This window comes from Falsihalocynthiibacter sp. CO-5D18 (assembly GCF_041205445.1).
GTDB lineage: Bacteria > Pseudomonadota > Alphaproteobacteria > Rhodobacterales > Rhodobacteraceae > Falsihalocynthiibacter > Falsihalocynthiibacter arcticus.
In genome coordinates this window covers 122474-135270 of sequence record NZ_JBGFCF010000007.1, presented here as the reverse complement: position 1 = coordinate 135270, position 12797 = coordinate 122474, and the positions used below count along the sequence as shown (strand labels likewise).

Sequence of the window (12797 nt, the reverse complement as noted above, 5' to 3'; positions counted from 1 at the left end):
ATGGAATCGGAGCCACCTGCCAATGCGCGATATGCCCCCCAGCCACCCGTTCGATGACGACAAGCTAAAAGAAGAATGCGGAATTTTTGGCGTCGTCGGCGTTGCCGATGCGGCTAATTTCGTTGCACTCGGCTTGCACGCTCTACAACATCGCGGTCAAGAAGCCGGTGGCATTGTAGTCCACGATCACGAACACGGATTTAACTCCGCCCGTCGATTTGGCTATGTTCGCGACAATTTCACCTCTCATTCTGTGATGCAAACCCTGCCCGGGCCCATCGGAATTGGCCATGTGCGCTACTCCACTTCGGGCTCCAAGGGGGCCACGGCCATCCGCGACGTACAGCCCTTCTTTGGTGAGTTTTCCATGGGCGGAGCAGCGATTGCGCATAACGGTAATATCACCAATGCAGATGCCCTAAGACGCGATTTGATTGAACGCGGCTCGATTTTCCAGAGTTCGTCTGATTCCGAATGTATCATCCATCTGATGGCGCGTTCGATGCAACGCAACATTCCCGAACGTATGAAAGACGCGCTCCGATCAGTCGAGGGCGCGTTTTCCGTTGTGGCAATGACACGCACCAAATTAATCGGTGTGCGCGACCCACTTGGTGTGCGCCCGCTGGTTTTGGGTAAGTTGGGCGACGGCTGGGCGCTGAGTTCCGAAACCTGTGCGCTCGACATTGTTGGCGCTGATTTCATTCGCGAGATTGAGCCCGGCGAGATGGTTGTCATCACCGAGGACGGTGTTGAAAGCTATCACCCGTTTGAGAAAAAACCCTCACGGTTCTGTATTTTCGAACATGTTTACTTTAGCCGTCCCGATTCCATTCTGGGCGGCCGTTCGGTCTATGAAACGCGCCACCAGATCGGTGTAGAACTGGCCCGTGAAGCGCCTGTTGACGCAGATCTTGTGTGCCCTGTGCCCGATTCAGGCACCCCTGCGGCGATTGGATACTCAAAAGAAAGCGGTATTCCCTATGCTATGGGCATCATCCGTAACCAATACATGGGGCGCACGTTTATTGAGCCCAGCGAGCAAATCCGCAACATGGGTGTGCGCCTCAAACTCAACGTCAACCGCGCGCTCATTAAGGGCAAACGGGTGATCTTGGTGGATGACTCGGTTGTTCGGGGTACGACTAGCCGCAAGATAAAACAAATGATTTTGGATGCTGGAGCTGCGGAGGTTCACTTCCGTATCGCCTCACCGCCCACAATGTGGCCTTGTTTTTATGGGGTAGACACCCCTGAGCGCGACAAGCTTCTGGCCGCGAATATGAACGAAGAAGAGATGCGCGTGCACCTTGGCGTTGACAGCCTCAAGTTTGTCACACTCGATGGACTTTATCGTGCAGCGGGCGTTCCCGAGGGCCGTGATGCCAAAGCCCCCAAATATTGCGACGCCTGTTTCTCGGGCGAATATCCCGTGCGCCCGACCGATATGATGGCCAAAGGATTTACACTAAAAACTGCTGCTGAATAATGAATGCCCCCCTGAAATTCCGCCCGCACCACTTTTTGTGCGCGCTAGGATTTCAGGGCAAAGGCTATTCCGAGAGCTTTACCGAAAACATGCACGCCATTGTTGTGGAACAATTGCGCGCAGAGGGCGGCGATGAGCGGCAGATTCAGACCGTAGGGATGACCGATGATATCTGCGGCCCCTGCCCCAAACGCCGCGGCCGTCTGTGCAGCAATCAACCCAAGATCAAGGCGTTGGATCGCAGCCACGCTGCCGCGCTTCAATTGTCGGCCAATGAGGTTTTGACGTGGGGCGAAGCCAAGGCACGGATTAAAAAACACGTCCCCGTGGGTAGCTTGAAGCAGGTGTGCGCCGGCTGTCAGTGGCTTGAATACGGTATGTGCGAGGCCGCCCTCGCGGCGCTTCACGAGACCCCATAAGCTCCAGAAGAAAAAGGAAATGCTCCCGCCAAGATCACCCCCCCTGCGGGGGTTACTCCTGTTGGGCGTAGCCTCGCGATGCTCGGCAGGCACGATGAGAGTGCAACGAAAAACGCCGCGCTCGGGGACCGAGGCGGCGCTTCAAGGTATTAATTTTGGAGTGTTTATTTCGCTTTAGGTGCGTCTAAAACTTTCCATGCGCCCGTCACGACAAGAGCCGCGATAACCGCTTTCACTGCGTCACCAATAAGGAAGGGCGACATGTACCATTTCCAGATGGAAGCGAAGCTATCCGCACCCCATTTAGCAGCGTCAAGGCCCGCAACTTCGCCAATCCACATCGCCCAAGCTACGCCTGGAATGTAGATGAACGCGGAAAGAACGATGGCGGTAAGAGCTGTGCCAACAAAACCTTTAGCAATGCCCTTCTCGACGGCCAGGCCTGCGAGGAATGCCATGGCAACGAAGCCAGCGAGGAAGCCAGCGGTTGGTCCAACAAATGCGAGGGTTGAAGCGCCGTGCGCGAAGACGGGCAGACCAGAAGCGCCTTCAGCGAGGTAGGCAAGCAACGTTACAGCGCCCAGACGGGAGCCGAAAGTCAAACCAACGATCATAATCGCAAGGGTTTGCATTGTCATCGGAACGGGGAACATTGGAACGGACACTTGGGCCGCCAATGCGATGAATGCAGAACCGAGCAGGACCATCATCCCTTTGGTTGCGAGGGAATTGGAACCGATCAGGGCTTTGGTTAATGTCATGTTGGGGTCTCCTTGGATACATGCTCTCAAGTACGCTTTTTGGGCAATATGCCGCAAAAGTCAAGGAACCCCTTGCATGAAAGAGACGCAAGTGAGAAATGAAAGCATGACCGATATATCGCAAAACCCCGTCCCAGACACTCCCGTAAAAATCGCTCTTGTAACCGGAGCGTCCCGTGGCATCGGTGCTGCGCTGGCTTTGGCGCTCGCTAAAACGCACCATGTTGTGGCCGTGGCTCGAACGACGGGCGCTTTGGAGGAGTTGGATGATCGTATTCAAGCTCAAGGCGGAGCGGCAACATTGGCCCCACTTGACGTAACCAACGAAGGGGCAATGCAACATCTTTGCCTCTCGATTTTCGAGCGCTGGGGCCACATTGATACATGGGTCCACACAGCCATTCACGGCGCGCCCTTGGCCCCTGCCGGCCATGTGGACACCAAAGATTTCGATAAATCCATCGCCTGCAACTTGACAGCGACTCAGCGTTTGATCACCTATGTCGCGCCACTTCTTTCGGTTGCGCCCGATGGCAAAGCGGTTTTCCTTGACGACGACATGGCTGGCAAAAGCTTTTTCGGCAGCTACGGCGCAAGCAAAGCCGCGCAAATGGCCCTTGTGCGCAGCTGGCAGGCAGAATCGGTCAAAACCGGCCCCAAAGTCATCATTCACCAACCTGCACCCATGCCTTCGAGCCTGCGTGCACGCTTTTTCCCTGGTGAAGATCGCACAAAACTGATGGATGCGGAGGGGCAAGCCGCCCGTGTTATGGACCTCTTAAAATAGCCAAACAGCATCGAACCCTAAAATCTTCGTTATTTTGCGGTCATAATCGCCCAAAGCGAGTCAAAAATGCACGTATTTTTTGCAAAAAGTTAGAAAAACATAACGCATCTTAGTGCATTCTTTACCTGTGTGCCTGCCTGCACTAGGACTATAAACAAGAAGACTGGAACCTTTGAATGCGCATTTTAATCACGAATGACGATGGTATTAACGCCCCGGGGTTGCGGGTATTGCATGGTATAGCAACCGAGCTTGCAGGCCCCAAGGGCGAGGTTTGGTCCGTCGCCCCCGCCTTCGAGCAATCCGGCGTCGCCCACTCGATTTCCTACACCAATCCTATGGCCATGGCGAAACTGGGCGAACGCAATTACACAACCGAAGGCAGCCCCGCCGACTGTGTCCTCGCCGCGCTCTACGATGTCATGCCCAACAATTGGCCCGACCTAGTGTTATCTGGTGTGAATCGTGGCAATAACGCGGCTGAAAACACCCTTTATTCGGGCACAATTGGCGGCGCTATGGAAGCCGCGCTTCAAGGCATCCCTGCTATCGCTTTGTCGCAATATTTTGGCTCCGCGAACGCGACACTCGCGAATCCGTTTGAGGCCGCCGCAAGTCATGGCGCCGACACAATCCGCGCGATCCTCAAGGCCGCGCCTAAGGATACCGCCGATTACCGCCTGTTTTACAACGTTAATTTCCCGCCCTTCGCGGCAGCGGACGTCAAAGGCATTCGCACAACGGTTCAGGGATTTCGCAAAGGTACGAGCTTCTCTGCAGAACCGCATTTGTCGCCTTCTGGCCGCCGATTCCTGTGGATTAAAGGCGGCGATCAGCAAGTCGAGACGGGCGAAGGCACCGATGCATCGGCCAATCTCGCGGGCTATACTTCGGTTACCCCCATGCGCGCCGATTTGACCGCCCATAACGTCCTGCAAGACCTTAAAGACGCTATCGACACATGAGTTTAGCCGAGCGCAAAATGCAGTTTCTTTATGCACTGCGCTCAAAAGGCGTCACGGATAAACGCGTCCTGACGGCCATGGAAACCATTGATCGCGGTCCCTTTGTGCGCGGGGTTTTCGCGAATCGCGCCTATGAGGATATGCCCCTCCCCATCGCCTGTGGCCAAACGATCAGCCAACCCTCGATCGTGGGCCTGATGACGCAGGCCTTAAACGTCCAGCCGCGTAACAAAGTTCTCGAAATTGGCACGGGTTCTGGTTATCAGGCCGCTATTCTCAGTCAATTGGCGAGGCGGGTGTACACCGTCGATAGGCACCGTCGCTTGGTGCGAGAGGCCGAAGATATCTTTGCGCAAATGGGCATCGGAAACATTATAACGTTCACCGCCGACGGCAGCCGCGGCCTCGAAGACCACGCCCCGTTTGATCGGATCCTTCTCACGGCCGCCGCCGAGGACGCTCCCGGGCCCCTGCTGGCACAATTGCGCGTCGGTGGAATTATGGTCCTTCCCGTCGGGCAATCCGACACCGTACAAACTTTGATCAAAGTCACACGATCTGAAACGGGTTTTGATTACGAGGAATTACGCGGCGTACGTTTTGTTCCACTGCTCGAAGGGTTGGGCGACGAAGAATAGGCCTGCAAACCCGTTTAAATTCGTGTATAAGAGATTAAATAAGCCCGCCAAACGGGCAAAGGCAGTTGAGGACGAACCATGCAGAGATTACCCACCCACCCTTATTCGGTGCCTTTTTTTCACAGCGCGCGCACCGCGTCTCGCACCCTACTCGCAACGAGCGCCCTATTTGCGGTGACCGCTTGTAGCGACGGCTTTGACACTGATTTGCGTGGCAATTTCGGCAATTCCTTCACGACCACATCCCAATCCACCCGTCCAACGGAGCCTGCACCAAAACCGGATGCACGCGGCGTTGTCTCCTACCCGAGCTATCAAGTGGTTTTGGCGCGCAAGGGCGAAACGGTTGCCGATATTGCCAGACGTTTGGGTTTGAATGAAAATGAATTGGCGAAGTACAATGGCGTAAGTCCGAGCACTCAAATGCGCTCAGGCGAACTTCTGGCGCTCCCACAACGGGTTGCTGAACCCGCCACCTCGTCAACAATCACCTCAGGCGCGATAGATATTACCACTTTGGCCGGTGACGCCATCGACCGCGCAGGAACGCCCATAAGACCGGCCTCGACGCCCGCTCAACCCGCCACCGCCAAGGTAGCAGAACCCGTCCGTCACAAAGTTGAACGGGGGGAAACTGCCTATTCCGTGGCACGCCTGTATAATGTTTCTGTGCGCTCGCTGACGGAATGGAACGGCCTCGGCAGCGATCTTGCCGTGCGCGAAGGTCAATATTTGCTCATTCCGCTACCGGACGCCGAAGCAGAAGAGATCGTTACGGTTTCAGCCGTCGAAACCCAACCCGGTCAAGGCTCAGTAACGCCCTTGCCACCGAGTGCCGCCGTAGCGCTTCCCGCCGAAACGCCCCTAGCTGCCGCAGCAGTCGTGCCCACCCCTGCCTCACCTGATATGGGCGCGCAGCAAACCGCAGCGTCCGAAAAGGCGACGAGATTGCAAATGCCGGTAAGCGGGAAAATCATCCGCGAATACCAAAAAGGTAAAAACGACGGGATCGATATTTCCGCCGCCGTCGGCACGCCGATTAAGGCGGCGGAGGCAGGAAAAGTAGCTGCCGTGACCGTGGACACCGAAGGTGTAACCATCGTTGTTATTCGCCACGCGGATGGGCTTTTGACGGTTTATGCAAATGTTGACGGGGTAACCGTCCAAAAAGGCGAGACCGTCACGCGCGGCCAAAACATTGCTAAAATGCGGGCAGGCAACCCTGCATTCCTGCATTTTGAGGTTCGCCAAGGTTTCGACAGCGTCGATCCTACGCCTTTTGTCAGCTAAGGTCAGAAGGCTAAAAACAAAAAACGCGGCGTCCCTTCGGAGCCGCGTTTTTTTGTATCATTTTTTCGGCAACTAGAGCGAAATGCCGCGTCGCCCCGCGAGATCAGTGAAGTACTGCCAAGCAACCCGCCCCGAACGGCTTCCGCGTGTGGCTTGCCATTCAATGGCCTCCGCCCAGAGGGTTTCTTCGTCAATTTCAATCCCGTGCGCGCGGCAATAGCCACGGATCATTTCAAGATATTCGTCTTGCGAGCAGGGATGGAACCCAAGCCACAGCCCGAAGCGATCTGAGAGGGAAACTTTCTCCTCAACCGCCTCTGACGGGCTGATGGAGGAGGAGCGCTCATTTTCGATCATATCGCGCGGCATTAAGTGGCGGCGATTGGAGGTGGCATAGAACACAACATTATCTGGCCGCCCTTCGATTCCCCCGTCCAAAACTGCCTTCAGAGATTTGTAATGTTGATCGTCATGCGAGAACGACAAGTCATCGCAAAACATCAAAAACCGCGCATCAGCATCACGGATCAAGGCCAAGAGATGCCCAATCGAAGGCAGGTCTTCGCGCTGAATTTCAACGATTTTCAAGTCGTGCCCTTGGCGCAAAACTTCGGCGTGGATCGCCTTCACAAGGCTGGATTTCCCCATGCCCCGCGCCCCCCAAAGGAGCGCATTATTGGCGGGCAACCCGCGCGCAAATTGCAACGTATTCTCAAGCAAAGTATCGCGCGAGCGATTGATGCCAACCAAGAGATCAAGCTGCACACGGCTGACCTTCGCGACGGGTGAAAACCGATTTGGCTCTGTGTGCCACACAAAAGCATCGGCCTTTGAGAAATCTGGGGCGGCAACCGGCGCTGGCTCCATGCGTTCCAGCGCCTCAGCAATCCGTGTTAGAAGCACTTCACTCATCAGCCGCTTTCCCATCGTCTTCTGGCGGAGTCTCTTCATCATCGACCCCAAAATTACCGTCGCCGTGAATGTCCTCATCCCAAAGCCCATCGGCCTTCAGCTTGGCTTCGCGCCGCTTTTCGATCCAATACACGAGCCAGATTGAAGCCTCATAAAGGCCAAAGACCACAACAAACAAAATGACCTGTGTGATCACGTCGGGCGGCGTCACGAGGGCAGCGAGCACGAGGATGCCCACCACGGCGTATTTGCGCACACTAGCAAGGCCTTTGCTCGACACAAGGCCCGCTTTGCCCATAAGGGACAGCAGGACCGGAAGTTGGAAGCACAGCCCGAAAGCCACGATCATTTTCAATGTAATATCAAGGGTTTCGTTGACTTTCCCATTGAAATTGATCTTGATTCCAGCGTCGGGATCGACCGGAATAGGGACCCCATCCGTCGGAACCACCGACCCTAAAATGGACGTCGCATCCGCGAAGCCAAGGAAGAATTTCATCGCCATCGGTGTCACCACATAATGTGCAAATCCGGCGCCAAGCAGGAACATAATCGGCGACGCCAAGAGAAACGGAAGAAACGCGTTCTTCTCGTTTTTATAAAGGCCGGGCGCCACAAAACGCCACAGTTGGGTGCCGATGATTGGAAAGGAAAGCCCAAGCCCAAACACCATAGAAAGCCGTACAAGCGTAAAGAAATACTCCTGTGGCGCCGTGTACTGCATCGCGGGATTTGGATCGCCAAGTTGGCGCATGGTTTCTTCGATTGGCTTGAGTAAGAAATCCAAAAGCTGTGAGCCGAAGGTAAAACAAAACAGCATCGCCACAATGAAAGCGACAGCAGAACGAATCAAACGCGTGCGCAACTCTGCGAGGTGTTCGATCAGCGGGGCGGAGCTGTCTTCGACGTTTTCGCTCATGTTTTAGGATCTGCTTTCTTAGTGGTTTTTTTAGCGGCTGTTTTCTTGGCGGCAGGAGCTTTGGTTGTCGATTTTGGTGCCGCCGCTTTTTTCACCGGCGTCTTTTTGGCGGCCGTTTTTGGAGTGGCCTTTGTCGCTGCTGGCTTTTTGGCCGCCGCTTTTTTCGCAGGCGCTTTTGTGGCGGTCTTCACAATGGGATCAGCAACATCCGCCTTCGCAGCTTCCGCCGCTTCCTTAGCGTGGCGCTCGGTCGCTTTGTTCGCCATCGCTTTGTGAATTTTCTCGGCCTTCTCTGCGCGCTCTGGAGTGAATTCTGCGGTTTTCACACCCGGCTTGGCTGCGGCCGAGCTATTAGACTTTGGATTCCAGTCTTCAAACTTTTTGGCCGCGTCTTCAAGCGCGTCCAAGCCAAGGTTTTTCTTGGACGTCACGTTTTTGAGGTCTTTTGCAACATCGGCCACACCGGCCTCATCCGCAGCATCGTTCATCGCGCGTTGGAATTCCTTCGCCATACCGCGCGCTTTGCCCGTGAACCGCCCCACAGTGCGAAACATTCCGGGCAAGTCCTTGGGGCCCACGACGATCAACGCCACAACGCCCACAACCAACAGTTCGGTCATACCAATATCAAACATCTGAAACGACCCTAACCGCGTTTGCTCTGACTAATTCAGGCTTCGTCTTTTTTTGTCTCAGTTTCAGGTGTGATATCACGTGGCTCTTCGACTGAGTCCGCAAGCTCTTTCTGGCCTTCGCTGATGCCTTTTTTGAAGCTGGTGATGCCTTTGCCAACTTCGCCCATCAAAGACGAAATTTTACCACGGCCAAAGAGAACCAACACAACAACGGCGATAAGAACGAGACCCATTGGGCCAATATTATTTAGCATTTTGTACTCCTTTGGTGCGCCAACCGGCTCACCTTCCTAGTTTCCCTACTGTATGTATTGGTTAAACGCGCGGTTTCAAATACCCAAATGCACGCAGAGGCCATGTTTTTGTGATTATTCGGTGGGCGCGTTGTCGCAGAATACACCAATTTGCGTCCAAATAGAAGCTATTGGCAATTTCGAGGGCACTTCAAGGCCCATCACTTTTAAGCGTTGAACACGAAACAACGGTCCCGACGGATCATCAACCACAAGGGAGTGCCCTCTTTTGGCAAGAAAACGGACGGTACAGTCGCGCTCAAAATGGAATCATCATAGTCCATTTTGAATTCCACAAGACTCTCTCGCCCCATAAACCTCGCGCGGGTCACAATACCGCGTGCAGGGGAGCCATCAACGGTCGTGGGGTTTGGACCACGGCCCGCGCGATCAAAATCGATGCGCAGATGTTGTGGCCGAATTGCGATATTTAACACGGTCCCATTGGGCTTTCCGGGAGCGAGGAATTGACCGAAGGGTGTGTCGCACAAGGCGCCTTGAACTTCGCCACGGATCACATTGATATCACTAAAGAACTTCGCCGCTTCCAGATCAAAGGGGCTGTTATAAAGGTTATAGGGCGCACCCTGTTGTACAATCCGGCCATCGCGCATCAGGGCGATTTCGTCGGCCATACGCATGGCCTCGTCGGGTTCATGCGTGACCAGCAAAACGGCGGTGCCTTCATCCTTGAGGACCGCGAGTGTTTCGTCGCGAATGTCGTCGCGCAATCGGTTATCAAGGCCTGAAAACGGCTCATCCATCAGCATAATCGACGGGCGTGGTGCAAGGGCACGTGCAAGGGCAATCCGCTGTTGCTCGCCGCCCGAAAGCTCATGGGGATAACTTTGAGCAAAGTGCCCTAACCCCACCCGCGTCAAAAGTTCCTCAACCCGCGCCATGTTTTCGTCGCGGGTTCCCGTTAGGCCAAAGGCTACGTTTTTGGCGACGGTTAAATGCGGAAACAGCGCGAAATCCTGAAACATCAGGCCAATAGAACGCCCTTCTGGCGGCACACGATAAATCGTATCACACACGAGGTTGCCATCGACGTAAATCTCGCCTCGGTCCTGCATTTCGACGCCAGCAATAATCCGAAGGGTGGTTGATTTTCCGCATCCTGATGGACCAAGCAGGCAAGTCACCTGCCCCGGCATCACCCTGAGCGACACATCATCAACCACATTACGACCGCTAAACGCCCGCGAAATCCGGCGAATTTCAAGGCGTGGTGTTTCCATTTCGATTTTGGAGGGCGATAGTTGCGTCACTGAGCGGCCTTAACCTGAAAGAAACGGTCGAGAAGACCAATTCTATGTCAGATAACAGTGTGGCTAAGGCTGGGCAACCCTTTGACCACGTTCAATCCCAAGGAAGGTTGCGACAAATCCTACCGCAAGAACGACAATGCAAATCAACAAGAGCTGTTCGTACTTATGCCCTTCGGGGAGGATCATCGCCACAGTTTCGTTGGCACGCAGAAAATACAACGCCGCCCCAATAAGCGCCGCGACATAGCTGACCAAAAAGGACCACAGGGCGATGGGCCGTCCGAAAATCAAACCAACAAGAAGGGTTGGCGTTAAAAACATCGACGCGGTTCCCGAGACGGCAACGGCATCGAACAGGCTGCTGTTTCCCCAAAGCGTAAGAGCCGCCCCCAGCACCATAAAGACGACCATCGCCAAGCGCCCCCCCGCTAAACTGCGCGGCAGGATTTTCAACTCCTCAACCGTGAGACGCGCCGCAGAAGCCAGTGCACTATCAAGAGTCGAGAGCGCGGAAATCAGCAGCGACAACATTAGGGCGATAAAAATCCCTTGAGGGAAAATTGCCGCCCAAGTGCCCAGCAACTCGCCTTGATACTCCGCGCCCATCAACCCCGCTTGAATACCAAACATCCCAAACCCAATAATAAAGAGGCTCGAAATCCAAAAGGCGTGCAGAAAGGAAGCTTTGGTTATGCGCTCATCGGCCAAGAATCCGCGATCCATCATTACAGGGTCATGAATCGGGTAGGAGAACACCTGAAGGGCGGCGACCGCCATAAGGATCCAACCGTTATAGCTGCCCGACGTGCCAGTGCTTGTGACGATTTTGGCAAGAGAAAAGTCGGGTTGAAAAATGAGTGCGATGAAGGCTACGGTAAAAACCACAATGAACACAAGCATTTGCAACACATCTGTACGCAGAGCCGCCGAAAGGCCACCCCATGCGGAATAGGCTAACCCAAGGATAGAAACGAGGAGGATCGCCGCTCTCGGCGCATTGACGACATCGGGCATCAAGGCACCGATAACAAGCCCGATAACCAGCAGGTTGGCGAAAACTTCGGACAAAAGTCGCAGCGCAATAACCACGTTATAGCATTTGGTTCCCGTGCCGCCAAAATGCGCCGCCAGCCAGTCCTGAACCGACCCAGCCCCCGCTCCCCGCAAGTGCCCAACTACATATCCGCCCGTTAAAAACGAAAGGTAATACGCCGCATAGGCCATGGTTCCGGCCATCCCGTAAAAATACCCCAAAATGGCTGAATTCATCAGGGAGCGTGCAAAAATCCACGTGGTGACCTGAGAGAGAACAAGCGTCCAGAGGCCAGGCGATGCGCCACCGATCTGCCCTTGAAAAAATCCCTCAACAGTCGCGCGTTTGGGCGCCACAAGAAGGCTCGCCAAAGCGACAAGGCCAAATCCGCCAATAATCCAGTAAGCTTGCATGTATGTCCCCAATCTCGTGAAACCCCATGTGGGGAAACTTTGTTCCCACCAGAAAATCACTATTTTGGACGGGGGCACGACCCCAAAAAGGGCAGTCTGACGCAAACGTGACCTTCGTTTTGGCCCGTTTGCGCCATTTGTTTTACATTGTTGCGTTCATTGAACCGCCATCCAAAAGGATGTTTTGGCCGATCATATAGCCAGCATATTGGCTGCACATAAACGCACAAGTTGCGCCAAATTCACCCGCCGTTCCGTAGCGGCGCGCTGGAATACCCGCTGAGCGCGTTTCAATCGCTTGCTCCATCGAAATGCCCTGCGCCTTTGCGACACCCGAGTCCAACGAAACCGCGCGATCGGTTGCGTGAATACCCGGAAGCAGGTTGTTAATCACCACGCCCGAAGGGGCCACTTGGCGCGATGTCCCCGCAACATAGCCGGTCAAACCTGCCCGTGCCGCATTGGACAATCCAAGCGCTGCAATCGGGGATTTCACCGACTGGCTCGTGATGTTGACAACCCGCCCCCATCCCTGATCGATCATCGCTGGCAAGAGCGCTTTCATCAAAGCAATAGGCGTCAACATATTGGCATCCAACGCTTTTACGAAATCTTCACGATCCCAGTCGGACCAAATTCCCGGAGGTGGCCCACCCGCATTCGTCACCAAAATATCGACGTGCCCCGCCGCGGCAAGGACCTTTGCGCGCCCCTCTTCGCTGGTAATATCCGCAGCAACTGCTATGACTTTCACCCCATAGGTGTCGCGAATTTTCTGCGCGGTTTCTTCCAGTGGGCCGACGGTGCGCGCGTTGAGCACAAGATCAACACCTTCCGCCGCCAAAGCCTCGGCACAACCCTTGCCCAAACCCTTGGAGGACGCACAAACCAATGCCCGTTTTCCTGCAATTCCCATGTCCATATCGTCACTCCCTTTGTTGCTTTTCTAATTCCTATCAGGTTCCACAAAAG

Annotated in this window: 14 protein-coding genes; 6 read left to right on the top strand and 8 right to left on the bottom strand. The window is 54.6% G+C overall.

What is annotated here, in order from left to right; genetic code table 11:
* Window positions 1–22 precede the first annotated feature (22 nt).
* Together purF and AB9F27_RS11260 are read left to right on the top strand one after the other, a co-directional pair.
* Window positions 23–1489 carry an amidophosphoribosyltransferase gene (purF, locus tag AB9F27_RS11265; protein WP_039000510.1) on the top strand — a complete coding sequence of 489 codons (1467 nt, stop codon included), beginning with the start codon at window positions 23–25 and terminating at the stop codon, window positions 1487–1489.
* Window positions 1489–1908: a DUF1284 domain-containing protein gene (locus AB9F27_RS11260; protein ID WP_335585517.1), complete on the top strand. Its 420-nt coding sequence runs from the start codon at window positions 1489–1491 to the stop codon at window positions 1906–1908. Before purF ends, AB9F27_RS11260 begins: the two co-directional genes overlap by 1 nt.
* A gap of 164 nt (window positions 1909–2072) precedes the next feature.
* Here AB9F27_RS11260 and AB9F27_RS11255 read toward each other — a convergent pair whose 3' ends face one another.
* On the bottom strand, window positions 2073–2669 hold the full coding sequence (locus AB9F27_RS11255; RefSeq protein WP_335585518.1) for a biotin transporter BioY: 597 nt from the start codon (window positions 2667–2669) through the stop codon (window positions 2073–2075).
* Window positions 2670–2775: 106 nt separating this feature from the next.
* Between AB9F27_RS11255 and AB9F27_RS11250 the strand changes: the two genes are divergently transcribed.
* The 4 genes from AB9F27_RS11250 to AB9F27_RS11235 all read left to right on the top strand — a co-directional run bounded on the left by AB9F27_RS11250 (window position 2776) and on the right by AB9F27_RS11235 (window position 6349).
* On the top strand, window positions 2776–3456 hold the full coding sequence (locus tag AB9F27_RS11250; protein WP_369757730.1) for an SDR family NAD(P)-dependent oxidoreductase: 681 nt from the start codon (window positions 2776–2778) through the stop codon (window positions 3454–3456).
* Window positions 3457–3632: 176 nt separating this feature from the next.
* A complete protein-coding gene (gene surE, locus AB9F27_RS11245) occupies window positions 3633–4421 on the top strand; it encodes a 5'/3'-nucleotidase SurE (RefSeq protein ID WP_039000514.1) in 789 nt (262 codons plus the stop codon).
* Entirely contained in the window at window positions 4418–5059 is a 642-nt protein-coding gene (locus AB9F27_RS11240) for a protein-L-isoaspartate(D-aspartate) O-methyltransferase (protein ID WP_039000516.1), read from the top strand. Before surE ends, AB9F27_RS11240 begins: the two co-directional genes overlap by 4 nt.
* Before the next feature lie 78 nt (window positions 5060–5137).
* Window positions 5138–6349, top strand: coding sequence for a LysM peptidoglycan-binding domain-containing M23 family metallopeptidase (locus AB9F27_RS11235; protein ID WP_335586318.1), 1212 nt, complete (start codon window positions 5138–5140; stop codon window positions 6347–6349).
* A gap of 72 nt (window positions 6350–6421) precedes the next feature.
* Here AB9F27_RS11235 and AB9F27_RS11230 read toward each other — a convergent pair whose 3' ends face one another.
* From AB9F27_RS11230 to AB9F27_RS11200, 7 genes are all read right to left on the bottom strand, one after another.
* Window positions 6422–7261, bottom strand: coding sequence for an ATP-binding protein (locus AB9F27_RS11230; protein WP_335586317.1), 840 nt, complete (start codon window positions 7259–7261; stop codon window positions 6422–6424).
* Window positions 7254–8180 (bottom strand): twin-arginine translocase subunit TatC, encoded by a 927-nt coding sequence (tatC, locus tag AB9F27_RS11225; protein WP_335586316.1) that lies wholly within the window; start codon window positions 8178–8180, stop codon window positions 7254–7256. Before tatC ends, AB9F27_RS11230 begins: the two co-directional genes overlap by 8 nt.
* On the bottom strand, window positions 8177–8815 hold the full coding sequence (tatB, locus tag AB9F27_RS11220) for a Sec-independent protein translocase protein TatB (RefSeq protein ID WP_335586315.1): 639 nt from the start codon (window positions 8813–8815) through the stop codon (window positions 8177–8179). The genes tatC and tatB overlap by 4 nt, the downstream gene beginning before the upstream one ends.
* A gap of 35 nt (window positions 8816–8850) precedes the next feature.
* On the bottom strand, window positions 8851–9069 hold the full coding sequence (locus AB9F27_RS11215) for a twin-arginine translocase TatA/TatE family subunit (RefSeq protein WP_039000520.1): 219 nt from the start codon (window positions 9067–9069) through the stop codon (window positions 8851–8853).
* A 206-nt stretch (window positions 9070–9275) separates the two neighbouring features.
* Complete coding sequence (locus AB9F27_RS11210; RefSeq protein WP_335586319.1) at window positions 9276–10349, bottom strand: ABC transporter ATP-binding protein; 1074 nt, start codon at window positions 10347–10349, stop codon at window positions 9276–9278.
* A 93-nt stretch (window positions 10350–10442) separates the two neighbouring features.
* A complete protein-coding gene (locus tag AB9F27_RS11205; protein ID WP_335586314.1) occupies window positions 10443–11825 on the bottom strand; it encodes a sodium:proline symporter in 1383 nt (460 codons plus the stop codon).
* A 142-nt stretch (window positions 11826–11967) separates the two neighbouring features.
* Entirely contained in the window at window positions 11968–12747 is a 780-nt protein-coding gene (locus tag AB9F27_RS11200; protein WP_335586313.1) for an SDR family NAD(P)-dependent oxidoreductase, read from the bottom strand.
* Window positions 12748–12797 lie beyond the last annotated feature (50 nt).